This is a genomic window from Nocardia sp. NPDC001965, assembly GCF_053594175.1.
Window position 1 is genome coordinate 23,014 of the sequence record NZ_JBSFDZ010000019.1, and the last position, 25,637, is coordinate 48,650.

Below are 25,637 nucleotides of genomic sequence, written 5' to 3' on the forward strand. Positions count from 1 at the left end.
GCCGCCCCGGTCCGGCGGAACCGGACCGGGCCGCGACCGGGCCGGGTGCCGGGTTTCGCTAGGCTGGTCGACGCAATGACCAGGACCGCAGTCACGCACCGGGAGCTCCGTACCCGGTTGGCTTCTCTCACCCTCCGCGACGAGCACCGGCTGCAACGGCAGCTGGACCGAGTGCGCGGCGGCGACCTCTCCCGGATCGAATCCGATATCACGGCCGCCGAGGAACGTATCGCGGCCCGCCGCGCGGGGGTCCCGGCGATCACCTATCCCGAGCAGCTTCCGGTTACCGGACGTCGCGACGATATCGCCGCGGCCATCGCCGCCCATCAGGTCGTGGTGGTGGCCGGCGAAACCGGTTCCGGCAAGACCACCCAGATCCCGAAGATCTGCCTGGAGCTGGGCCGGGGCATCCGCGGCGCGATCGGGCACACCCAGCCGCGCCGGTTGGCCGCGCGGACGGTCGCGGAGCGGATCGCCGAGGAACTGGACACCGAACTGGGCGATGCCGTCGGCTACACGGTCCGGTTCACCGATCACGCCGCCGAGCACACGCTGGTCAAATTGATGACCGACGGAATCCTGCTCGCCGAGATCCAGCGCGACCGGCTGTTGCGCGCTTACGACACGATCATCATCGACGAGGCGCACGAGCGCAGTCTCAATATCGATTTCCTGCTCGGTTATCTGAAGCAGTTGCTGCCCCGCCGACCGGACCTGAAAATCGTCGTCACCTCGGCCACCATCGACCCGGAACTGTTCGCCCGGCATTTCGCCGATGCCGCCGGCAACCCGGCACCGATCGTCGAAGTCTCGGGCCGCTCCTATCCGGTGGAGATGCGGTATCGGCCCCTGGCCCTGCCGGCCCCCGCGGCGGAGGACGAGGAAGAGGACCATCGGCCCGTGGACCGCGACCCCGTGGACGCGATCTGCGCGGCCGTCACCGAATTGTTCGCCGAGGGCGACGGCGATGTCCTGGTATTTCTTTCCGGTGAGCGGGAGATCCGTGACACCGCCGACGCGCTGACCGATCTGAAACTGCCCCGGACCGAGATCCTGCCGCTGTACGCGCGCCTGTCCGCGGCCGAACAGCACCGGGTGTTCGCCCCGCATACCGGCCGCCGGGTGGTGCTGGCGACCAATGTCGCCGAGACCTCACTGACGGTCCCCGGTATCCGCTATGTCGTGGATCCCGGCACCGCCCGGATCTCGCGCTATTCGATGCGCACCAAGGTGCAGCGCCTGCCGATCGAACCGATCTCGCAGGCCTCGGCCCGGCAGCGGGCCGGACGCTGCGGACGCGTGGCCGACGGTATCTGTATCCGCCTGTACTCGGAGGACGATTTCGAGTCACGGCCGGCGTTCACCGATCCGGAGATCCTGCGCACCAATCTCGCCGCGGTCATCCTGCAGATGACGGCGCTGGGGCTGGGTGAGATGGAGCGGTTCCCGTTCGTGGAGGCTCCCGACCAGCGGGCGGTACGCGACGGCATCGCGCTGCTGGAAGAGCTCGGCGCGCTCGCCCGCCGTACCCCCGAGAAAGGCACCTCCCGGCAGGACCCGGCGCCCCAGTCGGCCGGGCAATCCGGCCCCGAACCGGATACCGAGCAGGACGCGGGCGCGGCGTCGCGGAGCGGGAGACGGCCCACAACGGGACCCATCCTCACCCCGACGGGCCGGGAGATGGCCCGGCTGCCGGTGGATCCGCGGATGGGGCGGATGCTGGTCGAAGCCCACCGCAACGGCTGCCTGGCCGAGATGCTGGTGATCGTGGCCGCACTGTCGATCCAGGATGTGCGGGAGCGGCCGGCCGATCAGCAGCAGGCCGCCGACGCGAAACATGCCCGGTTCAGCGTGCCGAATTCCGATTTCCTGGCGTATCTGCGGTTGTGGGAGTACCTCACCGGGCAGCGGCGGGCATTGTCGGCCAATCGGTTCCGGCGGATGTGCCGGGAGGAATTCCTGCACTACCTGCGGATCCGGGAATGGCAGGACCTCTACGGCCAGCTGCGCACGATCACCAAGGGTATGGGCTGGTCGCTTCACGAGGTGAGCGCGGAGCCCGCAGCGCGCGCCGACCACCCGGGTCCATCCGGCGGCGGACCACGGCGTCGTCGCGGCCGCTCCGGAACGGACCGTTCGCGGGCGGATGGCGATACCGGACGGAACACCGCCGTCGCGCCCGCGCCCCGGCCGGTCGAGGAGATGACCCCGGACACCGATCCGTGGGACGCGACCGCCATCCATCAGGCGCTGTTGTCGGGCATGCTCTCCCATATCGGTGTTCGGGAGGCCGAGTCCCGCGAGTTCCTGGGCGCTCGGAACGCGAAGTTCATGATCTTCCCGGGCTCGGGTCTGGCGAAGAAACCGCCGCGCTGGGTGATGGCGGCGGAATTGGTGGAGACCTCCCGGCTCTGGGGCCGGATCACCGCCCGCGTCGAGCCCGAATGGGCCGAACGGCTGGCCGGCGATCTGGTGAAACGTATCTACTCCGAACCCCATTGGTCCGCCAAACGCGGTGCCGTCCGGGCCTACGAGCGGGTCACGCTGTACGGCGTGCCGCTGGTGACCGGCCGTCCGGTGGACTACGGCCGCATCGACCCGGAGGTCTCCCGCGAACTGTTCTTGCGGCACGCGCTGGTCCAGGGTGAATGGCAGACCCGGCACGATTTCTTCCAGCGCAATCGCGCGCTGATCGACGATATCGCCGACCTCGAACACCGCGCCCGGCGGCGGGATATCCTCGTCGACGACGAGGTGCTGTTCGAGTTCTACGACCGCCGGGTCCCGGCCGATATCGTATCGGTGCGGCACTTCGACACCTGGTGGAAATCCGCCCGCCGCCAGGACCCTCATCAGCTCGACTTCACGACCGATACGGTGGTCAACGAAACCGCGAAACGGCTGGACCCCACCGATTTCCCGGACGCCTGGCGCCAGGGCGAGTTGTCCTTTCCACTCACCTATCAGTTCGAGCCGGGACAGGCCGACGACGGTGTCACCGTGCGGATTCCGGTGGCCCAGCTGGCCCATGTCCGAGCGATCGGGTTCGACTGGCTGGTACCCGGGATGCGGGCCGAGCTGGCGGCGGCGCTGATCAAGACGTTACCCAAGCAGTTGCGACGGACGGTCGTCCCCGCGCCGGACTTCGCCGCCGCCGCCCTGCGCGGCCTGACCCCCCGCGCCGAACCGCTGCGTACGGGTCTGGCCCGGGAACTCACCCGGCTCGCCGCCACCCCCATCGCCCCCACCGATCTGGATCCGGCCGCGCTCCCCGAACATCTCCGGATGACGTTCGCCGCCACCGGCACCGACGGCCGCGTCCTGGCCACCAGTAAGAGCCTGGCACAGCTGCGGACCCGCCTGGCCGATCAGGTCTCCGCCTCGGTGGCCGCCGCGACGGCGGACGCCGAACGTGCGCCCGCCACGGTGTGGACCTCGGAATCGCTGGGCGCCCTGGACGCCACGGTGCGCAGTCAGGTCGGCGGGCAGACCGTCACCGGTTATCCGGCGCTGGTCGCGGAGGCCGAGGGCGTCGCGGTCCGGGTCCTCAAATCGCCCGGTGAGCAGGCAGCGGCCATGCGTTCCGGAACCCGGGCACTGGTACTGCAGGCGATTCCCACCTCGGTGCGGGCCGTGACCGCCGGCCTTTCGCCGGCGGACCGGCTGGTACTGAGCCAGAACCCCTACGGTTCGGTCGACGCGCTGGTCGAGGACTGCCGCGCGGCGGCGGCCGACCAGCTCATCGCCGCCGCGGGCGGACCCGTTCGCGATCCGGATCGGTTCGACGCGATGCTGTCGGCGCTGCGGCCGAAGTTCAACGAGGTGGTCACCCGGATCATCCGGCTGGTGGTTCCGGTCCTGGCCGAAGCACACGAGGTGTCGACGGCCCTGACCGCCGTCCGGGAAACCGATATCGCCGACGATGTGCGGGATCAGCTGGCGGAGTTGCTGTTCGCCGGGTTCGTGTCCGAATGGGGACCGGCCCGGCTGCGGGAACTCCCCCGGTATCTGCGCGCGGCCGGGGTCCGGCTCGCGGCCCTACCCGGGTCCGCGGGACGTGATCGGCAGGCGATGGTGGATGTGGATACCGCCCTGACCGACTACGACCGGTTACTGGCCAGGCTGCCGGAGGGTCGGCGGCACGCGCCCGATATCACCGAGATCTGGTGGATGATCCAGGAATTGCGGGTGAGTCTGTTCGCCCAGAAGGTGGGCACCCCGAATCCGGTCTCGACGAAGCGGATCCAGAAGGCGGTCGCGGCCGTACGCCGCTGATCGCTGCAGCTCAGTCCCCGGCGCCGATTGCTGCCCGGGCCTGCCGCATATCCTGGATCTCGCGTTCGAAATCCGCGGCGGAGGTGAAGGATCGATAGACCGAGGCGAAACGCAGATACGCCACCTCGTCCAGTTCGCGTAGCGGCCCGAGAATCGCCAGGCCGACCTCATGGCTCGGCACTTCCGGTGCCCCCTTGGCCCGGACCGCGTCTTCCACTTGCTGGGCCAGCAGGTTCAGCGCGTCGTCGTCGACCTCGCGACCCTGGCAGGCGCGACGCACCCCGCGGATCACTTTCTCCCGGCTGAACGGTTCGGTGACCCCGCTGCGTTTCACCACCGACAGGATCGCCGTCTCCACGGTGGTGAAACGACGACCGCATTCCGGGCAGGAGCGTCTGCGGCGAATGGCGGCGCCCTCGTCGGCCAGTCGCGAGTCGACGACCCGAGAGTCGGGGTGTCGGCAGTACGGGCAGTGCATCCGGGGTCCTTCGTCGCTGCGAACGCTCGCGGCCGAACCGGCGCCGGTCGCAGGTCCGGCGAGCGCGGGTACCGGGCCGGTGCCCGGTAGCGGGTGGGCCGGTCATCCGCCCCGGCCCGAGTGCATAACACATCGAGGATACCGGTACGGGGTGTGCCGTGGTTGCGCTCACCCCTGGCCCGGAAGCACCCGGCGCCGCCACGCTACCGCGATCCGGGAACACCGGCGCCCGGATCGGGCACGGACACGCCCGGGATCCCGGAAGGAACCGGCGCAGGAGCCGGTTCCGGGGCCCGGAGATGGGCCAGCGCGAGAAACGCGACCACGACCGCCGCGCTGATCACCGCCGTCAACGCGGTAGCCGCGTAGCCGGCACGTGCCCGCTCGACCAGATCGCCGGGTTCGGGCGGCCCGGACAGCGGCCGGACCGCCGGGCCCCGGCGCGGCGCCGGCGGCCGGGCGATCGGACGGCGCCCGCCCGGCCCACCCCGGTACGTCGCGGTGACGCAGGGGTGGGCCGGGCGGTCCGGCCACGTGTCCGGACCCGGCAACCCGCCCTCGGCCGGGCCGGCCGTTCCGGTCGCCCCCGGCGGGACCGGAACGGGCCGCACGCGGCCGGTGACGTCTTCCCGCGTGCCGGTGGCGGACACGCTGATCGCGGTGTTCATCGGATAGACCTCCGTGCTGGTTGCTCGCGGAACCATATGCGGCATTCGATCAAATGTTCGACGAACTGATGTTCGATTTCTACCACGCCGGGGGGATAATGTCAGTAGCAACACGGGACATGCCTCGAACAGATGTTTGATAGATCGGAGTCCGCCGACTAGATTCACTGCACGACATCAAACTTCGGGCACAGCCGGTCCGGGCCGTCTGCCGGGACGGCGGTCACCGGGCCGGAGACCGACGAGAAAGGGCGGTTGTGGTGAGCCAATCAGACGACACGGGTGACGGGGCCGGCCCCGGCACCGAACCGGGGGCGACCGGCGTGGATCTCACCGTGCGTCAGCGCAAGGTGCTCGAGGTCATCCGTTCCTCGGTGAGTCTGCGCGGCTATCCGCCCAGCATTCGCGAGATCGGCGACGCGGTCGGCCTGAACTCCACTTCCTCTGTCGCACACCAGCTGCGCACACTGGAACGCAAGGGGTACCTGCGGCGCGATCCCAACCGACCCCGCGCCGTGGACGTCCGCGGGATGGACGAGGCGGTCCGCTCGGTGACCACGCTGGCCACGGCCGAAACCGGCCCCGGCCGGGAGGGGGCCGCGACCGATACCACCGATCAACCGATCCCGACCTATGTACCGGTACTCGGACGGATCGCCGCCGGTGGACCGATACTGGCCGAACAGGCGGTGGAAGACGTGTTCCCACTCCCCCGCGAACTGGTCGGCGACGGTTCGCTGTTCCTGCTGAAAGTGGTCGGCGAATCCATGGTCGACGCCGCCATCTGCGACGGCGACTGGGTGGTCGTCCGGCAGCAGAACGTAGCGGACAACGGCGATATCGTCGCGGCCATGCTGGACGGCGAAGCGACCGTGAAAACGTTCAAGCGCAGCGGTAAAGATGTCTGGCTGATGCCGCACAACCCGCATTTCGAACCCATCCCCGGTAACGACGCTCGCATTCTCGGCAAGGTCGTCACCGTGATCCGCAAGATCTGAGTCGCGCGCCGGTGCGCACCGTCCGATGCGCACCGGCGACCGGCTCCGGGCCCCCGGCCGGAACGAGGAGCGGATGGCAACGAACCAGCTCGCGACACTGCGGCCGCGTTCCACTCTCGGACACTCGGTTCCGGACCGGATCTGGTACGCCGCCTACGGATCGAATACGGACCCCGATCGCCTGTCCGGTTACCTCACCGGACGCGGGCCCGGCGATGCGACGCGACCGGCACCGGGCATATCGCCGGGCGGATGCCGCGACCACACGCCGCCCGCGCGTTCGCTCGCACTGACTCTCCCCGGATTGCTCTACTTCGCCACCGAATCGGTGATATGGACCGGCGGCCGCGCCTTCTACGATCCCCGCGCGCCCGCCGAAATCCCGGTACGCGCCTACCTGCTGACTCTCGCGCAGTTCAGCGATATCGCCGCCCAGGAGATGTACCGCCGGGCCGGTACCGACCTCGACCTCACCGAAGCCGTGCGCACCGGCCGGTCGAGCCTGGGGCCCGGCCGCTACGAAACCCTGGCCTGCCCGGGAACATTCGACGGTCTACCGGTGGTCACCTTCACCGCCCCGTGGCGTTGGCGAGAGATAGGCGGGAATCCGCCCGCCGCCGCCTATCTGCGCCATATCGGGACCGGCCTGCGCGCCGCGCACGGGTGGTCGATAGGCGATACAGCGGGTTATCTGGCCACCCGCCCGGGTGCTGCCGGGCATTGGACGCCGAGTCGAGTGGCCGACCTGCTCATTCGTCCGCGGTGAGCAGCGCCACCGAGATCGCCCCCGCCCCCACGCGGACGATCTCGATATAGCGCGCCCGCTCCTCGGGGCCGGCCTCCGCCCGCAGCGGCCCCAGCTGGACCTCATAGGGCACGCGGTCGCCGTGGAACACCGGCGCGGATACATAGCTGAGCGGCAGCGCATCCCGAGTGTCGATATCGGCCGCGGTATATGCGCGCGAGGTCAGCCGCCCGAGCTGGCGCAGCGCTTTCGCCCTGAGGGCGGGCTGTAGCAGTTCCGCACCGAGGGCCCCGAGCAATTCGGTCAGCACATCGACCAGGCCGGCATTGTCGGCTTCGGGACGGAACATGGCGAAACCATAGGTGGTGACGAAGTCGAGGAGTTCCGCCGCGCCGGGCCGCCCGTTGGTCGTGGCCAGCCAGCGCTGCCGTTCGGCGGCCGTCCGCCAGGGCATCACCGCCGCGCCGGCGGGATACACCACCGGGATCGTCTGCCCGACGGCCAGTCCCGGCACTATTCGGGCGCCGGCATACTGTTTGGCCACGATGGTGAGCCGATCGCCGGTGATCCGGCTCAGCGTGGCGCCGCAGCCGGCCGCCTCGGCCATTGCCGCCAACTCGGCGCCCACTGCGACGGCCGCCCCCACTGGTTCGGCGGGCGAGAGCCGGGCCAGTGCCGGTCCACGACGGTAGGCCAGGTTCGCGTCGCGGACCACCCAGTTCGCCTCACACAATTCGGTGAGCACCGCGGTGACCGTCGCCCGGGCCAGCGACAGGCATTCCACGATCTCCGAAACAGTCAGTGCCCGTTCGGATTCCGCGAGCAGTTCCACCACCGATACCACCCGGCGTGTCGGTGGCGACCCGGCTGTGGCCATATCTGCTGCTCCCTTGTCGCCCGGTTGCCCGGGATCTACACTGCATCGACTATTCGTTGAAATACCGTCGAATATTCGGCACAAGCATAGTTCAGGAGGTTCTATGATTCTGGACCGGTTCCGGCTGGATGACCGGGTCGCCATCGTGACCGGCGCCGGCCGTGGGCTGGGCGCCGCCATCGCCCTCGGTTTCGCCGAGGCGGGGGCCGATGTCCTGATCGCCGCCCGCACCGAATCGGAACTGTCGAGTGTCGCCGAGCAGATCCGGCAGGTGGGCCGCCGAGCCCATATCGTGGTCGCCGACCTGGCCGATCCCGCGGCCTGCGCCGCACTCGCACCGGCCGCGGCCGCGGAGTTCGGCCGGCTCGATATCGTCGTCAACAATGTCGGCGGGGCAATGCCCACACCGCTGCTCGACACCACACCCGATGCCCTGACCCGGGCTTTCGACTTCAACGTCGCCAATGCCCACGCGCTGGTCCGGGCCGCTGTCCCGATCATGCTGGACACCGCCGACGGCGGATCGATCATCAACATCACGTCGACGATGGGGCGGCTACCCGGCCGGGCCTTCGCCGCCTACGGGACCGCGAAGGCCGCTCTCGCGCACTACACCCGGCTGGCCGCCCTGGACCTGTGTCCGCGGATCCGGGTGAACGCCATCGCGCCCGGCTCCATCGCTACCTCCGCGCTGGAGATCGTCGCCGCCGACGAGAAACTGCGCGAATCCGTGGAGAAGGCGACCCCGCTGCGCCGGATCGGGGACCCCGCCGATATCGCGGCCACTGCGCTGTTCCTGGCCGCACCGGCCGGCGGCTACCTGACCGGAAAGGTGATCGAGACCGACGGCGGTCTCATTGCCCCGAATCTCGATATCCCGATTCCGGATCTGTGAGGAGAGACCTGTGACATACCGAGTGGTGCACTGGGGCACCGGCAATGTCGGCACGCACGCACTGGCCGGGATCATCGACGACCCGCGGCTCGAACTGGTCGGGGTCAAGGTGTCCGGCAGCGCGAAAGAGGGCCGCGACGCCGGTGAACTGGCCGGACTCGAAATCCGGACGGGGATCACGGCCACCACCGACGCCACCGCCCTGCTGGCGCTGCAGCCGGACTGCGTGGTCTACACCGCGATGGCCGACAACCGTCTCGTCGAAGCGCTCGAGGACCTGCGGACGATTCTTTCCGCCGGGATCGACATCGTCGCGAGCGCACCCGTGTTCCTGCAGTATCCGTGGGGCGTGCTACCGGCGGATATGCTCACCCCGATCGAGGAGGCTGCCGCGGCCGGTGGAGCCTCTCTGTTCGTCAACGGGATCGATCCCGGGTTCGCCAACGATCTGCTGCCGCTCGCCCTGGCCGGCACGTGCCGGCGGGTCGACCAGATCCGCTGTCTGGAGATCCTCGACTACGCGACCTACGACAACGCCGAAGTGATGTTCGACATCATGGGCTTCGGAAAACCCCTGGACGAGACGCCCATGCTGCTGCAGCCGGGAGTGCTCTCCCTTGCCTGGGGCAGCGTGGTGCGCCAGCTGGCGGCCGGCCTGGGCGTGGAGCTGGACGCGGTCACCGAAACCCACGAGCGGATCCCCGCACCGGTGGATCTCGAGATCGCCGCCGGTACGGTCGCGGCAGGTACCACCGCGGCGATGCGTTTCGAGGTCCGCGGAATGGTCGGTGACCGGGCCGTCACCGTGCTGGAGCACATCACCCGGCTGCGGGCCGATCTCGCACCCGAGTGGAAGCAGCCGGCGCAGGAGGGGGGCAACTACCGGGTCGAGATCACCGGCGAACCGAACTACACCGTGGATCTCTGCCTGTCCAGCGAGAACGGCGACCACAACCACGCCGGGCTGGTGGCGACCGCGATGCGCGTGGTCAACGCGATCCCGGCGGTGGTCGCCGCCGCGCCCGGAATCCGCACGACCTTGGACCTACCACTGGTCACCGGCCCGGGGCGCCTGGGCGGCCGGTGACCCCCGACGGCGTCGGCGTCGGCGTCGGCGTCGGCGTCGGCGTCGGCGTCGGCGTCGGCGTCGGCGTCGGCGTCGGCGTCGGCGTCGGACGAGCGTGACAGCCGGAGTGCGCACGCGACACGGGGCGGGTACCGGAGTACCCGCCCCGTTCGAACGTCGGGGCCGATCCGGATGGATCGGCGGGGTCAGGAGAGCTTCAGGCTGCGCCCGATGATCTCCTTCATGATCTCGGTGGTACCACCGTAGATCGTCTGCACCCGGGCATCCAGGTAGGCCTGAGCGATCGGGTATTCGCGCATGTACCCGTAGCCACCGTGCAGCTGCAGGCATCGGTCGATCAGATCGACCTGCTCTTCGGTGCTCCACCATTTGGCCATGGCGGCATCCTCGGCGGAGAGGGTGCCCGCGTTGAGTTCGGTGATGCACCGGTCGACCAGCACGCGCACCGCGGTGGCCTTGGTCGCGAGTTCGGCGAGTACGAACCGGGTGTTCTGCAGCGCGCCGATCGGCTTGCCGAACGCCTTGCGGTCGCGGACGTACTGGCAGGTGTAGTCCAGGCAGGTTTCCATCGCCGCGGCGGCCATGACCGCGATGGACAGTCGCTCCTGCGGCAGGTTCTGCATCAGGTGGATGAAGCCTTTGCCCTCTTCACCGAGCAGGTTGGCGGCGGGCACCCGGACATCACTGAAGCTGAGTTCGGCGGTGTCCTGCGCCTTGAGGCCCAGCTTGTCGAGATTGCGGCCCCGTTCGAAGCCCGGCATCCCACGTTCCACCACCAGCAGGCTGAATCCCAGCGCACCGGCCGAAGGGTCGGTCTGGGCGACCACGATGACGATATCGGAGTTGATCCCGTTGGTGATGAAGGTCTTGGCGCCGTTGAGGACCCAGTCGTCACCGTCACGGACCGCGCGGGTCTTGATGCCCTGCAGATCCGAACCGGTACCGGGCTCGGTCATGGCGATAGCGGTGATGAGCTCGCCGGAACAGAACTTGGGCAGCCAGCGCTGCTTCTGCTCGTCGTTGGCGAGCTCCAGCAGGTACGGCGCGATGACATCGTTGTGCAGGCCGAATCCGAGTCCGGAGTACTGACCGCGCACCGATTCCTCGGTGATGATGGCGTTGTAGCGGAAATCCTTCACACCGCCGCCGCCGTACTCCTCCGGCATCGCCATACCCAGGAAGCCCTGCTTACCGGCCTCGAGCCAGACGGAACGGTCGACAACGCCCTGCTCCGCCCACTGGTCGTGGAACGGCGCCACATGCATCTCGAGAAACTTGCGGTACGACTCCCGGAACAGCTCGTGCTCGGGCTCGAACAGTGTGCGCTCCACACCAACCTCCTAGTGAACACCTCGGACGGGACCGCGCCGGCCCGTCGCTGTGACCCACCGTACCCGGCGTGCGAATCGTTGTTCACTTCACTGTCGAAATCAGCTGGTGTTCAGGCCCGCCGTCGATCAATTGCCCGGCTTTGCCATTCACCGGCGGAGTGCCCGCAGGCGCCGTCAGACCGGTAGCAACTCGCGCAACCGGCCACCGAGCGTCCGGCCGCGGTCGACCGCCTGATGGCCGAGCAGAAAGAGCACTTCCTCCCGGACCGCCTTCTGGACGACCAGCGACAATTGCCCGGCGGCCTCATCGATATTGCCGGTATCCCGCCAGGCCCCGGTATCGATCGGTGTACCCGCGGTGAAATAGAACCGCTCGGGCCGCGGAATCGGGGTGAGGCCGATACCGCGCACCAGCGGTGGAGTGAGTTCGGCGTGGATGCCGAGCGCCTCGACCAGTTGGCGCAGCGGTCGCAGCAGCCGATCGTCCTTGTCGGCGACGATGTCGTAGGCATCGTCGACGCCGACCATCGCCACCGGCACGATCGGTACCCCGCATTCGATCGCCATCCGCGCGAACCCGGTGCGGCCCTCCCAGCGCAGCGCGTACTTCTCCCCCTTGCGGCGAATCGCCTCGCGGCCCCCACCGGGGAACACGAGAACCACTTCGCCCTGTTCGAGCAGGGCCCGGCAATTGTCCCGGGTTCCGCGCACCGAACCGTAGTAGTGCAGCAGATGCCGCACCCCCGGTACGGAGATGAGGAGATTCTCGGCGAGCCCACGGATCAACCGGCCGCGGGTACGCAGTACCTCCGGCAACAGTAGCGGTGCGTCGATCAAGCCGAGCAGATTGTGATTGGCGACCAGCAGTACCGGCCCTTCGGCGGGGATGTTGTCCAGACCGAAAAAACGAGGACTGCTCCAGGCCCGCAGCGGCGCCAGTGCCGCTTCGAGAAGCCGGAGATCGGTCGAACTCAGCGCGACCGAAGCCGGCGCGCCGTCGCTGAGCCCGGCCCGGTCGATCAGCGCACTGCGCTGCTGGGCGTCTCCGCTGATAGCGGTGCGGCCTCTCTGTGACATAAACCCTCCTGTAGTCGACTCATACCGATTGTGAATCGACTCGGGCGGATATCCCACAGGGTTATGCGATGTGCCACATTTTTGCCACCAGAGTTAGCCCGGGCGACTTTCGGACGTAACGGTCACGCCGGTGCGGCGCCCGCGTGGGCGTACTCGGAAAGAGCCGCGGCCAGGGAACTCGGTACCCGCGCCCGGACCCGGGTGCCGCTCTCGGTGTGTTCGGAGTGTGAGATCCGGCCGTCCGCATGAATTCTGGCGAGCAGATCGCCGCGAGTATACGGAAGCAGCACGCTCACTTCCACATCCAGACCACCCAGTACTTCGTCAAGCCTGGTACGCAGGCGATCGATGCCGAGATCCTTGTGCGCGGAGACGAACTCGGCGCCGGGCAGCAGCCCGCGCAACCGGGTGAGCTCGACCGGATCGACCTCGTCGATCTTGTTCACCACCAGGAGTTCGGGAGGAGCAGGCTGCCCCGATTCCCTGATCACCTCGGTGATGACCTCGCGGACCGCCTTGATCTGCTCCGCCGGCAGGGCATCGGAACCGTCCACCACATGCAGCAGCAGATCGGCGCCGGTGACCTCCTCCAGTGTGGACCGGAAAGCCTCGACGAGCTGGGTCGGCAGATGCCGGACGAAGCCGACCGTATCGGTGAACACGACCTCGCGGCCGTCCTCCAACTCGGCCCGGCGGGTGGTCGGATCCAGGGTCGCGAACAGGGCGTCCTGCACCAGCACACCGGAGCCGGTGAGCACATTCATCAAGCTCGATTTTCCGGCATTGGTGTAACCCACGATCGCCACCGCGGGCACGCCGCTGGAAGTACGGCGCGCACGTTTCGTATCACGGGCGGTCTTCATCTCGCGGATCTCACGGCGCAGTTTCGCCATCCGCTCCCGGATCCGCCGGCGATCGGTCTCGATCTTGGTCTCACCGGGGCCACGCAGACCCACACCGCCGTTGCTGCCGGCCCGGCCACCGGCCTGCCGCGACATGGACTCACCCCAGCCGCGCAACCGCGGCAGCATGTACTCCATCTGGGCGAGCGCGACCTGCGCCTTACCTTCGCGGGAGGTGGCGTGCTGGGCGAAGATATCCAGGATCAGGGCGGTACGGTCGACCACCTTGACCTTGACGACCTTCTCCAGCGCGGTGAGCTGGGCCGGAGTGAGCTCACCGTCGCAGATCACCGTATCCGCGCCCGTGGCCAGCACCACTGCCCGCAGTTCCTCGGCCTTACCCGATCCGATATAGGTCGCCGGATCCGGCCGGTCACGGCGCTGGATCAGCGCCTCGAGCACATCGGAGCCCGCGGTCTCGGCGAGCCTGGCCAGCTCGGCCATACTCGCCTCCGCTCGCGCCACACTGCCCTCGGTCCATACGCCGACCAGTACGACCCGTTCCAGTCGTAGCTGCCGGTACTCGACCTCGGTGATATCGGTGAGCTCGGTCGACAGACCGGCGATACGGCGTAGCGCGCTGCGCTCGTCGAGTTGGAGTTCACCGGTGGTCGGATCGGCGGACCATCCACCGCGCCGGAACACCGGTCCGGATCTGTTCGCACCGCGCGTATCCGCGTCGGTATCGTCGACGGTGCCGACCGGATCTGTCTCCGCCGATTCCGCGTCGAACGATTCAGGGGACCGATCCGTGGTCCCGGTAATGTCAGAATTTCTCATACACCGTCCATGCTGCCACTGATGCGCTGGTCGGCGCATATGATTTTCCGAGCGACGCGGCTTACAGCGCGTCCCACCACTGCGCGGCCAGCCGGCCGGTGGCGAGCAGTTCCGAGGGTCCGCGCAACCATGCCGCGCCCGCGCGCACTCCCACCCGGACCTCGCCGCCCGGGACCCGGACGCCGACCTCGCCGGTCCCGTCGGCCAGATCGAAACCGCCCGCTGCCAGCGCGGCGACCGCCGCGGCCACGGTGCCGGTGCCGCAGGACCGGGTCTCGCCGACCCCGCGTTCATAGACCCGCATATCGACCGTGCCGTCCTCGTCGAGGCCGGTCAGGATCTCGACGTTGACACCGCGGGGAAACATATCGGGGTCGTACCCCGGGGGCACGGTGAGATCGAGATCGGCCAGCGCACCCACCGACAGTTCGCCCGCGACACAGGCCAGATGTGGATTGCCGACATCGATCCCCAGCCCCCGATAGCCCCAGCCCGCCACGGTGGCGGTCGACGCGCCGAGCACCCGGATCGCACCCATATCGACCGTCACCTCGCCGGCGACCGGACCGGCCGAGTGCACGACGACCGGGCGCGCGCCCGCACGACTGCCCACCACGAACTCGGTCCCGTCGGCCAAACCGCGGGCCACCAGATAGTGGGCGAAAACGCGGACCCCGTTCCCGCACATCTCGGCGGCCGAGCCGTCGGCATTGCGGTAATCCATGAACCAGTCCTGGGCGCGCACACCCTCGGGGTATTCGTCGAGGACACCGGCGGACACCAGCTCACCGGCCCGCGCGACGCGGAGTACACCGTCGGCACCGAGCCCGCGGCGCCGATCGCAGAGGGCTGCCACCCGGGACACGGTCAGATCCAGCCGCACCTCGGGATCGGGCAGCACCACGAAATCGTTCTGGGTGCCGTGGCCCTTGGTGAACTCCACATCCTTGGCGCTCGGGTTCAGGGGCTGATCGGGGCTTGTGCGCACGTCGGTTCCGGTCTCCTCGTCGGCTGTTCTCATCGGGCAAACGTCCGGCGCTGCCGGGAAATTTCGTAGAGTGCCACGGCGGCGGCCGACGGAGCCCCCAGCGAGCTGGCGCTGCCGCCCATCGGGATGGTGACCGTCCGGTCGCAGGCCGCGAGCCAGGCCGCGCTCATACCGCTGGTCTCGTTGCCGACCACCAGGATCGTCGCGTCGATCAGCTCGTCGTCGAAGATCGGGCATTCACCGTTCTCGTCGGTACCCACGATCCGGGTGGGCACACCACGCGCGATCTGCCGATCCCGGAATTCCAGTACTTCCGCGGTGCCGGGCACCCGGAAGACCGGAACAGCGAACAGCGAACCGGTAGAGGCCCGGACACAGCGCGGATCGTACTGGTCGGCGCCGTGGCCCGAGACGATCACCGCCGAGGCACCGAACGCGTCCGCGGACCTGATCAGCGTACCCAGGTTGCCCGGCGAATTGGGCCGGTCGAAGACGACGACCACCGGCGCCTCACCCGGCTCACCGAGTTCGTAGTCGGTCAAGCCGGCACGGGCGTATTCCGCGACCGCTACCAGCTCGGGCGGGCCGTCCGCCTTCTCACCCAGATCGGCCATCAACTCCGGCGCCAGCCCGACGGCGGGAACCGTGCTGGTATCGAGGATCTCCCGAGCCCAGCCGGACAGTCCGCCGCCGCCCGAGCGGTACAGCAGGGTCTCCAGCGGCCAATCGTGGGCCAGTGCCTGGCTGATCGGCCGGACCCCGTGCACCAGGAAGCGGCCGTCCCGGTTACGTTTGGTGCGATTGTCCAGATAGGCCGTCCACACCTGGACAGCGGCGTTACGGCTTCGGATCTGCCGGGTCACGAGCGGCTTCGCTCCTCGGGTAGGCGTTCGGATGCCCGCGGACCGGGCGCCGATGCAGTGGATACCGCAGAGTCTGCCAGCAGCGCCAGAGCGGTTTCGGCCGCGCACGGATCGGCGCCGTCCACCCAGTGCACCCGGCGGTCGCGCCGGAACCAGGACCGCTGCCGCCGCACGTACCGGCGGGTCCCGATGAAGGTGCGTTGCTGCGCCTCGGCAAATCCGTACTCGCCGTCGAGATGGGCCAGGACCTGGGCGTAACCGATCGCACGGCGGGCGGTCCGGCCTTCCCGCAGCCCCCGGTCGGCCAAGCCGCGCACCTCGTCGAGCAGTCCCTGTTCGAACATCACCGCCGTGCGGCGGGCGATCCGCTCATCGAGTTCGGCGGTATCGCGGTCCACCCCGACGATCCGGGTCCCCCATCTCGGTTCACCGATCACCGGCGCGGATGCCGCGAACGGCCGGCCGGTGAGTTCGACCACCTCGAGCGCCCGCACCATCCGGCGGCCGTCGGTGGGCAGAATGGTCGCGGCGGCGGCCGGGTCGGCCCGGCGCAGTTCCGCGTGCACTGCGGCCACTCCCTGTCCGGCGAGCAGATCTTCCCATTTCGCCCGGACCGCCGGATCGGTCGCCGGGAATTCCCACTGGTCGAGGAGTGCCTGCACGTACATCATCGAACCGCCGACCACCACCGGGACCCGCCCCCGCGCCATGATCGCCGCCACATCGGCGGACGCGGCGGCCTGGTAGGCGGCGACCGTTGCCGTTTCGGTGACCTCCAGTACGTCGAGCTGATGATGCGGAATCCCCCGGCGCCGCGCGACCGGCAGTTTCGCGGTCCCGATATCCATCCCGCGATACAGCTGCATCGCATCGATGTTCACGATCTCGCCGTCGAGCCGCTCCGCCAGATCGAGGGCCAGATCCGATTTTCCGGTAGCGGTCGGTCCGACCACCGCGACCGGACGCGGTTCCCCGCTCACCGGTTCACGGCGGCCGGCCGCCACAGCCCGGCGTACCAGCCGACGCCGAAGGGCGCGCCCCGGTACCGCTCGGTCGCCACCGGCGGCGCAGAGTCGGCGGTGAAAAGTCCGGCCAGCGTCTGATACGCGGCCCGGCCGGAGATCATCAACTCGGCGCAGAGGGCCGGGTCCAGCGTCAGCAGGGCCTGTGTATCGCCCGTGGCGACCGCCCGGTCGAGGACCGCCTGTACCCGGGTCGATCGTTCGTCGAAATAGCCGGGCGCCGCGGTGGACAGCGTCGCGGCACCATCGGCGACCACCAGCACGCCCTGCGGTTCGTGTTCGGCATCCAGTTCGGCGCGCAGTTTCGCACCGATCTCCACGCATCTCCGGGCCGGGGTCTCGGCGGCGAGTACCCGGGCACGTGCCGCGACATGCGGTGCCACTGCCGCGCGCAACCAACCGGCGACGAGTACGGCCAGCGGCAGATCCGGGTCGGCGGACGCCTCGGCACCGGGCCCACCCAGATCCACCCGCACATCGACACCGAACCCGCGGAAAGTACCCACGGTATCGGCGTCGTAGGACCGTTCGGCGGACCCGACCCCGAGCACGGTCCAATGCGGAGTCGCCTCGGCCAGGGCCGCGCCCGCGGCGAGGACGGCCCCGCGCAATTCGGCCACCGCGCTCTCCGGAGTCCGCGCCGCGCCCGGACCGGGAACGAGACCCGCACCTGCGCTGGGCGCACCACCGCACAGTGCGGGCACCAGGACGGGCGGCGAGGGGATCACAGCCGCTAGACAGAACACGCCGTCAACCGTAGCCCGTACCCGCCGACCAGAGCCGGGGCCGGTCCGCCCGATGCTCCCGGGCCCCGCGCGCAGTATCGAGTGTCTCTCCCGGAATCCGGGTGGGAATTGCTAGGGTGCGAAGTATCCGGACCAGGTCCGGATCCGCAGGTCCGGCTATATGCCGCCACCGTCGGCGGTGTGGTTTCCGGGAGTGCGGCCGGGTCGAACGGGCGTGCGACGGCGCCGCACGCACGACACATCGACCCCAGCACGACCGAGCCGGGTGGACGTAGCCAGAATGAGCGGGCGTAGCCAGAATGAGCAGAGCATAGCCAGAATGCGCAGCGCGTAAACCAGGCAGCCGTGACGCGCGGCAGGGACGAGGAGCAATGACCCACAGCAACGGAACCGCCAAACCCGGCCCGGGCAAACCCGGTCGCCCGTCCAGCGCTCCCAAGCCCGGCAGCCGTCCCAAACCCGGCGAGGCACACCCGACCCCGGCCGCGATGAAAACGTCCGGGCCGGCCACCGAACATCCGCACCCGGTGGTGGTACCGACCACCACCGACCCCAGTCGCTGGGGCCGGGTGGACGAGGACGGCACCGCCTGGGTCAAGACCGCCGAGGGCGAACGCATCGTCGGATCCTGGCAGGCCGGGGACGCCGCCGAAGGGTTGGAGCATTTCGGCCGCCGGTTCGACGATCTGGCCACCGAGGTAGCGCTGCTCGAGGCCCGGCTCGCCGCCGGCACCGACGCCCGCAAGACCAAGGCCGCCGCGCTCGCACTCGCCGAGACCTTGCCCACGGCCGCGGTCATCGGCGATATCGACGGCCTGGCCGCCCGGCTGGGCGCGATCGCCGAACATTCCGACGAGGCCGCCGCCCAGGCCAAGGAAGAGAAGGAACGCACCCGGCACGAGCACACCGAGCGCAAGGAGACGCTCGCGGCCGAAGCCGAGCAGATCGCCGCCGAATCCACCCAGTGGAAGGCCGCGGGCGACCGCTTGCGCGAGATCCTCGACGAGTGGAAGACCATCCGGGGCGTCGACCGCAAGGTGGACGACGCCCTCTGGCGCCGATACTCGAAGGCCCGCGAGGCCTTCAACCGCCGCCGGGGTGCCCACTTCGCCGAACTGGACCGGGAACGGGCGGCCGCCAAGTCCCGGAAGGAAGAGCTCTGCGTGCAGGCCGAGGAACTGTCCGGTTCCACCGATTGGCCGGCGACCGCCGCAGTCTTCCGCGAGCTGCTGGTCGAATGGAAGAACGCGGGCCGGGCGCCCCGGGAGGCCGACGAGGCGCTGTGGCGACGGTTCAAGAGCGCACAGGATGTCTTCTTCGCCGCGCGCAACGCCGCGGCGAACGAACGCGATGCCGAGTTCGCCGATAACGCGGTCGCCAAAGAAGAGCTGCTGACCAGCTATGAACCGGCCATCGATCCCGACGCCGATCTGGAGGGCGCCCGGGCGGCACTGCGTGATCTACAGGAACGCTGGGATGCCATCGGCAAGGTCCCGCGGGAGCGGATGCACGATCTCGAAGGCCGGCTGCGCGCGCTGGAGAAGCGGGTCCGGCAGGCCGCCGACGCCCAGTGGCGGCGAACCGATCCGGAAGCCCTCGCCCGCGCGGCCCAGTTCCGCGAGCGGGTGGCCCAGTTCGAGGAGCAGGCCGCGAAGGCCACGGCCGCCGGTAAGTCCCGGGACGCGGAGAAGGCCCTCGCCCAGGCCCAGCAGTGGCGGGAGTGGGCCGAGGCGGCGGAGGGCGCGGTCAGCAACCTCTGATCGGCCCCACCTGCACAGATCCGTCCGTCGCCGCCCCTCGGGCCGCGGCGGACGGATCCGCGCGTGGTTCAGTCCTCGCCGAACCGCTCACGCCGCTGCCGCTCCTCTTCGCGGGCCGCGGCGATCCGGCGTTGTTCCTCGGCCGCCAACTGCAGCGCGGTCCGGCTCCAGACGACCTTCACCCAGTGGAAGGTCAGCACCATGATCGCGAGCGTGCCCACGACCAGCCCGATCCCCGGTCCGGCGCCCACATAGTTGTTCAGCCCCGGCGTCTGCCGGTGCCAGATCGAGAACACTCCGAATGCGCTGGCGATCGCCGATCCGGCCACCGCGATCCACGCCAGAACCCAGCGCCGGGTCATCAGGGCCAGCAGCGAGAACCCGATCCCGAAGATCAGCACGAACCAGACGAAGATCCGGGACGGCAACCCGATGTGCTCGGCCGTGGCGACCTCGGATCCGAGCAGGACGTCGAAACCACGGGCGCCACCGGCATGGGGCAGCACCAGCGAAACCAGTAGAGCGAATACCGCGCCCGCCACGACCATGGCCCGCACCCCGGGGTCGATCTCGCCCGCGATCCGGCGTTCCACGGCGTCGAGGTCTTCCCGGAATTCTTCGAACTGCTCGGTTTCGGCCGGATTCACGTCGTCCTCGTTTCCCTCGCCTGATTCGTCTCGCGCGGCCGGGGTCCCCGGCGTCTCATCCGGTACTGCGTCGCGGCCGTTCTCCGGCGAGCGGCCCTGGTGGTCGCGTTCCTCGTCGCCGTTCCCGCTCATATCCCGCATCCGGTGGTGCAGCCCGAGGCGACCGGTTCCGGTGCGGGCGCCCCGATCCGCGGCAACCCCAGCCCCACCCCGACGGGAGCGGTCTTCGGGGTGGTCCCGGCCTCGTGCGCGTCACCGGCCCGAGTCCGGCGATGGTCGCGGATCCCGGCGTCCGCCATCAGGTGGTGGGGTGCCGCTCCGGTCACCTCGACGGTGACGAGATCGCCCGGGCGAATGGACGCCGTGGCCCCGTCGGGCCGGAAATGCACCAGCCGCCCGTCCCGGGCCCGGCCGCTCATCCGCGCGGTCGCGGCGTTCTTCTTGCCCGCGCCGTCGGCCACCAGCAGTTCGACCTCGGTACCGACCAGGGCGTGGTTGGCTTCCAGGCAGACCTCTTCCTGCAGGGCGATCAGCCGGTCGTAACGCTCCTGCACCACTTTCTTGGGTATCTGATCGGCCATATCCGCCGCCGGGGTACCCGGGCGCGGTGAGTACTGGAAGGTGAAAGCGCTGGTGAACCGCGCTGCGCGCACCACATCGAGGGTCTGCTGGAAATCCTCCTCGGTCTCCCCCGGGAAGCCGACGATGATATCGGTGGTGATCGCGGCCTGCGGCATCGCCGCCCGGACCTTCTCGATGATCCCGAGGTAGCGCGCCTGCCGGTAGGACCGGCGCATGGCTTTCAGGACGCGATCCGAACCCGATTGCAGCGGCATGTGCAGCTGCGGGCACACGTTGGGGGTCTCGGCCATCGCCTCGATGACATCGTCGGTGAACTCGGCCGGGTGCGGGGAGGTGAAACGTACCCGCTCCAGGCCTTCGATCCCACCGCAGGCCCGCAGCAGTTTCGCGAAGGCGCCCCGGTCCCGGGGCTGTTCGGGATCGGCGAAGGAGGCGCCGTAGGCGTTGACGTTCTGCCCGAGCAGCGTCACCTCCAGGACGCCCTGATCCACCAGGGCCCCGACCTCGGCCAGGATATCGCCGGGTCGCCGGTCCACCTCTTTGCCGCGCAGCGCGGGCACGATGCAGAACGTGCAGGTGTTGTTGCAACCGACCGAGATCGAGACCCAGCCCGCGTAGGCCGACTCGCGGCGCGCGGGCAGGTTCGAGGGGAACGCCTCGAGCGATTCCAGGATCTCGACCTGCGCCTCGTCGTTGTGCCGGGCACGTTCGAGCAGCACCGGTAGCGAGCCGATGTTGTGCGTGCCGAACACCACGTCCACCCAGGGCGCCCGGCTCAACACCGAGTCGCGATCCTTCTGGGCGAGGCAGCCGCCGACCGCGATCTGCATTCCGGGCCGCGACGCCTTGACGGGCGCGAGATGGCCGAGCGTGCCGTACAGCTTGTTGTCCGCGTTCTCCCGCACCGCGCAGGTGTTGAAGACCACCAGATCGGCCGTCGCGCCCGGCGCGGCCTTCCGGTAGCCCGCATCCTCGAGCAGGCCGGACAAGCGTTCGGAATCGTGCACGTTCATCTGGCAACCGAAGGTGCGGACCTCGTAACTGCGGGCGCCCACCGGCTCGATCCCGGTGGGAAGCGCTACCTGTCCGATCGAATCCACGCGTCCAGGGTACGGGCCGGGGTCCGGGCCTTTTCCGGCAGATCCGCACCTCCGGCCGCTGCCTTCCCGCCCGGACCCGCGCGCGCCGATCCCGGAGCGGACCTCGCACTGTGTCCCAGCCCACAACGGCGGCCCCGCAGCGGAAAATCCTCGGTACTCTTCCGCCGAGCCGGCGGTAGGCAAATCCCGGCCGAGCGAACGGATTACAGCGGATTACCATCGGGTTAAACCCGAATTTCGGCTCGGTGTGGCGTCGGGGTGTGTCGCCGAAAGGCGCGCAAAACAGAAAAATCGGCTTAAGGTCAGTCCCATGACCGACACCGACGCCGACGTGCCCGAGGCGGCCGGCGACACCACCGCTCCGCCCATGATCACCCTACGCGCCGTCGACAAGCACTTCGGTGCCCTGCACGTGCTGCGCGATATCAATCTCGAGGTGCCCCGCGGGCAGGTCGTGATCGTGCTCGGGCCGTCGGGCTCCGGGAAGTCGACGCTCTGCCGCACCATCAACCGGCTGGAACCGATCGATTCCGGCGAGATCAGCGTCGACGGGGTACCGCTGCCCGCCGAGGGTCGCGCCCTCGCCGCGTTGCGCGCCGACGTCGGCATGGTTTTCCAGTCGTTCAACCTCTTCGCGCACAAGACGATCGTGGAGAACGTCATGCTCGCGCCGTTGAAGGTCCGCGGGGCCAAGAAGGACCAGGCCCGCCGCCACGCCATGGAACTGCTGGAACGGGTCGGTATCGCAAATCAGGCCGACAAGTACCCCGCGCAGCTCTCCGGCGGTCAGCAGCAACGCGTGGCCATCGCCCGGGCGCTGGCCATGAACCCCAAGGTCATGCTGTTCGACGAGCCGACCTCGGCGCTCGACCCGGAAATGGTGAACGAAGTCCTCGACGTAATGGTCTCGCTGGCCAAAGAGGGGATGACCATGCTGGTGGTCACCCATGAGATGGGCTTCGCCCGCCGTGCCGGCGACCGGGTGCTGTTCATGGCCGACGGCCAGGTCGTCGAGGACACCGATCCGGAGACATTCTTCAGCGCACCGAAGTCCGATCGTGCCAAGGACTTCCTGGGCAAGATTCTCAGTCACTGAATCTGTCCGGCGGATAGACAGGCACAAACTCGAGGGCATAGCGCCGTCGAGGAGATGAGGGAAGGAAACCGATGAGGATCAATCGAGCACTCCGCATCGCGGTCGGCGCGGTCGCGGTGGCCGTCACCGCCGCCACCACCGCGGCCTGCGGCGGCGGTAGCGACAAGACCGCGCTGGAGAACGCCCAGGAGGGCGAGCTCACCATCGGCATCAAATACGATCAGCCCGGTCTGGGCCTGCGTAATACCGACGGGACCTACAGCGGCTTCGATGTCGAAGTGGCCAAATATGTCGCCTCCAAACTCGGCGTTCAGCCGGACGGAATCACCTTCAAGGAAGCCCCTTCTGCGCAGCGTGAAACCCTGATCGAGAACGGGCAGGTCGATTTCGTGGTCGCCACCTACTCGATCACCGACGCGCGCAAGGAGAAGGTCGACTTCGCCGGTCCCTACTACGTCGCGGGACAGAGCCTGCTGGTGCGGGCCGACAACAACGAGATCACCGGGCCGGAGAGCCTCAAAGGTAAGACGGTGTGCTCGGTGACCGGCTCCACGCCCGCTCAGAACATCCAGAAGAAGTACCCCGACACCCAGCTGCAGACCTACGACACCTACTCGCTGTGCCTCGAAGGTCTGAACAGCGGCGCCGTCGCGGCGGTCACCACCGATGACATCATCCTGGCCGGCTACGCATCGCAGGCACCGGGTAAGTACAAGGTCGTCGGCGAGAAATTCACCACGGAGAACTACGGGATCGGCCTGAAGAAGGGCGATCAGGACACCCGTAACAAGATCAACGACGCGATCGAGGAAATGATCAGCTCCGGCGCCTGGGACACCGCGTTCCAGGAAACGGTCGGTAAGGCCGCGAGCTACCAGACCCCGCAGCCCCCCACGGTGGACCGGTACTGATCCACCGCATCGGCGGGCCGGGTCGCCGTCGCGACCCGGCCCGCCGATCCCGGCCCATCTCGCCGATCGGAGGCGCGCAACCACCGTGTTCGATTTGATCTCGGAATACCACACCCAGCTGCTCGAAGCATTCTGGATGACCATCAAACTCACCCTGCTCTCGACGGTGGGCTCCCTGGTACTGGGCACCGTCGTCGCCGGAATGCGGGTATCGCCGGTCCCGGTGGCCCGCTGGGTCGGCACGGCCTACGTCACCGTGTTCCGCAATACCCCGCTCACTCTCATCCTGGTGTTCTGCTCGCTGGGCCTGTACTCGACGCTCGGGATGAACCTGGCTTCCGAGGGACCCACCTCGCTGGCCGACAACAACTTCCGCTGGGCGGTCATCGGCCTGAGCGTCTACACCGCGGCATTCGTCTGTGAATCGCTGCGGGCCGGTATCAACACCGTGCCGATGGGCCAGTCCGAGGCCGGCCGCTCGCTGGGGCTCGGTTTCCTGCAGAACCTGCGGATCATCGTGCTGCCGCAGGCGTTCCGTTCGGTGATCGCCCCACTGGGCAGCGTGTTCATCGCGCTGACCAAGAACACGACGGTCGCGTCCGCGATCAGTGTCGCCGAGGCCTCGTTCCTGATGAAGAACATGATCGAGACCGAGGCGGCGCTGCTGGCCATCGGCCTGATCTTCACACTCGGTTTCGTGATCCTGACGCTGCCCGCCGGCCTGCTGTTCGGGTATCTGGCCAAACGATTCGAGGTGGCTCGCTGATGCGACAGGCATCTGTTCTGTACGACGCTCCGGGTCCGGCCGCGCGCGTCCGCAATATCGTCTACTCGGTGATCGTGCTCGCGGTCATCATGGCCGTTGGTTGGTTCGTCTATCGCGGCTTCGCCGACAAAGGGCAGTTCACGGCCGAGAAATGGGAACCGTTCCTGGACGGGGCGGTCTGGAGCACCTATATCCTGCCGGGCCTGCGCGGCACCGTGGTGGCGGCAGTGCTGTCCATCGTGTTCGCGCTGGTGATCGGCATGGTTTTCGGTATCGCCCGGCTTTCCGATCACCGCTGGGTGCGCTGGATCGCGGGCACCGTCGTCGAGATAGCCCGGGCCGTCCCGGTGCTGATCCTGATGATCTTCCTGTTCGCCCTGTACTCCGAATACGACGTCTTCGAATCCGAGTACCTGGCGCTGGGCGCCGTGGTGACGGCGCTGACCATCTACAACGGGTCGGTGATCGCCGAGATCGTGCGCGCCGGGATCCTGTCGCTACCCAAAGGGCAGACCGAGGCCGGCGTGGCGCTCGGGCTGCGCAAGGGCCAGCTGATGCGGCTCATCCTGCTTCCGCAGGCGATCACCGCGATGCTGCCGGCGCTGATCTCTCAGATGGTGGTCGCGCTGAAGGATTCCGCACTGGGCTATGTGATCACCTATGAGGAGGTCGTCCGCAGCGCCCAGCAGCTCGGTGCCGCCGAATCGAACACCATCCCCGCGCTCATCGTGGTCGCCATCATCATGATCGTGCTCAATGTGCTGCTCTCCACCGTCGCCACCGGGTTGGAGAAGCGGTTGCGGTCCGGTCGCCGCAAACGGGGTGGCGCGGTCGTCGCAGCCGATTCCGTGCTCGGCGACGCGGTACCCGGCGTGGATATCACCAAGTAGTCCGGCCCGCTGTGTCCGGCCCGCCGAGTCGGACACAGCGGTCGTGGTGTGCCGGGCCGGCGCCCACGGATCCGGTGGTACCGCGACCGGACCCTATGTCCGCACAAGCGCTGTTCCGCCGCCGTGCGGTCGGACGGCACACCAGGCAAATGT

Annotated in this window: 22 protein-coding genes; 10 read left to right on the top strand and 12 right to left on the bottom strand. The window is 68.7% G+C overall.

Features of this window, described 5'->3' with window-relative positions; genetic code table 11:
• Window positions 1–75 precede the first annotated feature (75 nt).
• Entirely contained in the window at window positions 76–4,275 is a 4,200-nt protein-coding gene (gene hrpA / locus ACWCPQ_RS23820; RefSeq protein ID WP_449902487.1) for an ATP-dependent RNA helicase HrpA, read from the top strand.
• Window positions 4,276–4,285: 10 nt separating this feature from the next.
• Here hrpA and nrdR read toward each other — a convergent pair whose 3' ends face one another.
• Both nrdR and ACWCPQ_RS23830 read right to left on the bottom strand, forming a co-directional pair.
• Window positions 4,286–4,753 (bottom strand): transcriptional regulator NrdR, encoded by a 468-nt coding sequence (gene nrdR, locus ACWCPQ_RS23825; RefSeq protein ID WP_449902489.1) that lies wholly within the window; start codon window positions 4,751–4,753, stop codon window positions 4,286–4,288.
• Window positions 4,754–4,956: 203 nt separating this feature from the next.
• A complete protein-coding gene (locus ACWCPQ_RS23830; protein WP_449902492.1) occupies window positions 4,957–5,457 on the bottom strand; it encodes a hypothetical protein in 501 nt (166 codons plus the stop codon).
• Window positions 5,458–5,744: 287 nt separating this feature from the next.
• Between ACWCPQ_RS23830 and lexA the strand changes: the two genes are divergently transcribed.
• Together lexA and ACWCPQ_RS23840 are read left to right on the top strand one after the other, a co-directional pair.
• Window positions 5,745–6,419, top strand: a complete 675-nt coding sequence (lexA, locus tag ACWCPQ_RS23835) for a transcriptional repressor LexA (protein ID WP_449902651.1) — start codon at window positions 5,745–5,747, stop codon at window positions 6,417–6,419.
• A 73-nt stretch (window positions 6,420–6,492) separates the two neighbouring features.
• A complete protein-coding gene (locus tag ACWCPQ_RS23840) occupies window positions 6,493–7,185 on the top strand; it encodes a histone deacetylase (RefSeq protein ID WP_449902494.1) in 693 nt (230 codons plus the stop codon).
• Here the strand turns inward: ACWCPQ_RS23840 and ACWCPQ_RS23845 are convergent.
• Complete coding sequence (locus ACWCPQ_RS23845) at window positions 7,169–8,041, bottom strand: helix-turn-helix domain-containing protein (RefSeq protein ID WP_449902497.1); 873 nt, start codon at window positions 8,039–8,041, stop codon at window positions 7,169–7,171. The two genes, ACWCPQ_RS23840 and ACWCPQ_RS23845, sit on opposite strands and share 17 nt — an antisense overlap.
• A 103-nt stretch (window positions 8,042–8,144) precedes the next feature.
• Here ACWCPQ_RS23845 and ACWCPQ_RS23850 point away from each other — a divergent pair, with 103 nt between their 5' ends.
• Entirely contained in the window at window positions 8,145–8,936 is a 792-nt protein-coding gene (locus ACWCPQ_RS23850; RefSeq protein WP_449902499.1) for an SDR family oxidoreductase, read from the top strand.
• A gap of 10 nt (window positions 8,937–8,946) precedes the next feature.
• Window positions 8,947–10,023 (top strand): NAD(P)H-dependent amine dehydrogenase family protein, encoded by a 1,077-nt coding sequence (locus ACWCPQ_RS23855; RefSeq protein ID WP_449902501.1) that lies wholly within the window; start codon window positions 8,947–8,949, stop codon window positions 10,021–10,023.
• 185 nt (window positions 10,024–10,208) lie between these two features.
• Here the strand turns inward: ACWCPQ_RS23855 and ACWCPQ_RS23860 are convergent, their stop codons facing one another.
• From ACWCPQ_RS23860 to ACWCPQ_RS23890, 7 genes are all read right to left on the bottom strand, one after another.
• The gene (locus tag ACWCPQ_RS23860) at window positions 10,209–11,354 is read right to left on the bottom strand and encodes an acyl-CoA dehydrogenase family protein (protein WP_357981436.1); all 1,146 of its coding nucleotides are present in this window, start codon (window positions 11,352–11,354) and stop codon (window positions 10,209–10,211) included.
• Window positions 11,355–11,528: 174 nt separating this feature from the next.
• Complete coding sequence (locus ACWCPQ_RS23865; protein ID WP_449902504.1) at window positions 11,529–12,431, bottom strand: lysophospholipid acyltransferase family protein; 903 nt, start codon at window positions 12,429–12,431, stop codon at window positions 11,529–11,531.
• A 122-nt stretch (window positions 12,432–12,553) separates the two neighbouring features.
• A complete protein-coding gene (gene hflX / locus ACWCPQ_RS23870; protein WP_449902506.1) occupies window positions 12,554–14,113 on the bottom strand; it encodes a GTPase HflX in 1,560 nt (519 codons plus the stop codon).
• A 61-nt stretch (window positions 14,114–14,174) separates the two neighbouring features.
• On the bottom strand, window positions 14,175–15,056 hold the full coding sequence (dapF, locus tag ACWCPQ_RS23875; RefSeq protein ID WP_449902653.1) for a diaminopimelate epimerase: 882 nt from the start codon (window positions 15,054–15,056) through the stop codon (window positions 14,175–14,177).
• A 74-nt stretch (window positions 15,057–15,130) separates the two neighbouring features.
• The gene (locus ACWCPQ_RS23880; protein ID WP_449902508.1) at window positions 15,131–15,964 is read right to left on the bottom strand and encodes a TrmH family RNA methyltransferase; all 834 of its coding nucleotides are present in this window, start codon (window positions 15,962–15,964) and stop codon (window positions 15,131–15,133) included.
• Window positions 15,961–16,944 (bottom strand): tRNA (adenosine(37)-N6)-dimethylallyltransferase MiaA, encoded by a 984-nt coding sequence (gene miaA / locus ACWCPQ_RS23885; protein ID WP_449902510.1) that lies wholly within the window; start codon window positions 16,942–16,944, stop codon window positions 15,961–15,963. The genes ACWCPQ_RS23880 and miaA overlap by 4 nt, the downstream gene beginning before the upstream one ends.
• Window positions 16,941–17,732 carry a hypothetical protein gene (locus ACWCPQ_RS23890; protein ID WP_449902512.1) on the bottom strand — a complete coding sequence of 264 codons (792 nt, stop codon included), beginning with the start codon at window positions 17,730–17,732 and terminating at the stop codon, window positions 16,941–16,943. The genes miaA and ACWCPQ_RS23890 overlap by 4 nt, the downstream gene beginning before the upstream one ends.
• 371 nt (window positions 17,733–18,103) lie before the next feature.
• Between ACWCPQ_RS23890 and ACWCPQ_RS23895 the strand changes: the two genes are divergently transcribed.
• On the top strand, window positions 18,104–19,492 hold the full coding sequence (locus ACWCPQ_RS23895) for a DUF349 domain-containing protein (RefSeq protein ID WP_449902515.1): 1,389 nt from the start codon (window positions 18,104–18,106) through the stop codon (window positions 19,490–19,492).
• A 68-nt stretch (window positions 19,493–19,560) separates the two neighbouring features.
• Here ACWCPQ_RS23895 and ACWCPQ_RS23900 read toward each other — a convergent pair whose 3' ends face one another.
• Together ACWCPQ_RS23900 and miaB are read right to left on the bottom strand one after the other, a co-directional pair.
• On the bottom strand, window positions 19,561–20,280 hold the full coding sequence (locus ACWCPQ_RS23900) for an Rv2732c family membrane protein (protein WP_449902517.1): 720 nt from the start codon (window positions 20,278–20,280) through the stop codon (window positions 19,561–19,563).
• Window positions 20,268–21,821, bottom strand: coding sequence for a tRNA (N6-isopentenyl adenosine(37)-C2)-methylthiotransferase MiaB (gene miaB, locus ACWCPQ_RS23905; protein WP_449902520.1), 1,554 nt, complete (start codon window positions 21,819–21,821; stop codon window positions 20,268–20,270). Before miaB ends, ACWCPQ_RS23900 begins: the two co-directional genes overlap by 13 nt.
• Window positions 21,822–22,188: 367 nt before the next feature.
• Between miaB and ACWCPQ_RS23910 the strand changes: the two genes are divergently transcribed.
• The 4 genes from ACWCPQ_RS23910 to ACWCPQ_RS23925 all read left to right on the top strand — a co-directional run bounded on the left by ACWCPQ_RS23910 (window position 22,189) and on the right by ACWCPQ_RS23925 (window position 25,484).
• Window positions 22,189–22,917 (top strand): amino acid ABC transporter ATP-binding protein, encoded by a 729-nt coding sequence (locus tag ACWCPQ_RS23910; protein ID WP_449902654.1) that lies wholly within the window; start codon window positions 22,189–22,191, stop codon window positions 22,915–22,917.
• Window positions 22,918–22,988: 71 nt separating this feature from the next.
• Entirely contained in the window at window positions 22,989–23,828 is an 840-nt protein-coding gene (locus ACWCPQ_RS23915) for a glutamate ABC transporter substrate-binding protein (protein ID WP_449902523.1), read from the top strand.
• 136 nt (window positions 23,829–23,964) lie between these two features.
• A complete protein-coding gene (locus ACWCPQ_RS23920; protein WP_449902656.1) occupies window positions 23,965–24,594 on the top strand; it encodes an amino acid ABC transporter permease in 630 nt (209 codons plus the stop codon).
• Entirely contained in the window at window positions 24,591–25,484 is an 894-nt protein-coding gene (locus tag ACWCPQ_RS23925; protein ID WP_449902658.1) for an amino acid ABC transporter permease, read from the top strand. The genes ACWCPQ_RS23920 and ACWCPQ_RS23925 overlap by 4 nt, the downstream gene beginning before the upstream one ends.
• Window positions 25,485–25,637 lie beyond the last annotated feature (153 nt).

Excerpts from the sequence above, each read along its gene's own strand:
- ACWCPQ_RS23845 (WP_449902497.1), bottom strand. The coding sequence starts at position 8,041 with ATGGCCACAGCCGGGTCGCCACCGACACGCCGGGTGGTATCGGTGGTG.
- ACWCPQ_RS23920 (WP_449902656.1), top strand. The coding sequence starts at position 23,965 with ATGACCATCAAACTCACCCTGCTCTCGACGGTGGGCTCCCTGGTACTG.
- nrdR (WP_449902489.1), bottom strand. The coding sequence starts at position 4,753 with ATGCACTGCCCGTACTGCCGACACCCCGACTCTCGGGTCGTCGACTCG.
- ACWCPQ_RS23830 (WP_449902492.1), bottom strand. The coding sequence starts at position 5,457 with ATGGTTCCGCGAGCAACCAGCACGGAGGTCTATCCGATGAACACCGCG.
- ACWCPQ_RS23840 (WP_449902494.1), top strand. The coding sequence starts at position 6,493 with ATGGCAACGAACCAGCTCGCGACACTGCGGCCGCGTTCCACTCTCGGA.
- hflX (WP_449902506.1), bottom strand. The coding sequence starts at position 14,113 with ATGAGAAATTCTGACATTACCGGGACCACGGATCGGTCCCCTGAATCG.
- ACWCPQ_RS23910 (WP_449902654.1), top strand. The coding sequence starts at position 22,189 with ATGATCACCCTACGCGCCGTCGACAAGCACTTCGGTGCCCTGCACGTG.
- ACWCPQ_RS23900 (WP_449902517.1), bottom strand. The coding sequence starts at position 20,280 with ATGCGGGATATGAGCGGGAACGGCGACGAGGAACGCGACCACCAGGGC.
- hrpA (WP_449902487.1), top strand. The coding sequence starts at position 76 with ATGACCAGGACCGCAGTCACGCACCGGGAGCTCCGTACCCGGTTGGCT.
- ACWCPQ_RS23865 (WP_449902504.1), bottom strand. The coding sequence starts at position 12,431 with ATGTCACAGAGAGGCCGCACCGCTATCAGCGGAGACGCCCAGCAGCGC.
- ACWCPQ_RS23915 (WP_449902523.1), top strand. The coding sequence starts at position 22,989 with ATGAGGATCAATCGAGCACTCCGCATCGCGGTCGGCGCGGTCGCGGTG.
- ACWCPQ_RS23850 (WP_449902499.1), top strand. The coding sequence starts at position 8,145 with ATGATTCTGGACCGGTTCCGGCTGGATGACCGGGTCGCCATCGTGACC.
- ACWCPQ_RS23895 (WP_449902515.1), top strand. The coding sequence starts at position 18,104 with ATGACCCACAGCAACGGAACCGCCAAACCCGGCCCGGGCAAACCCGGT.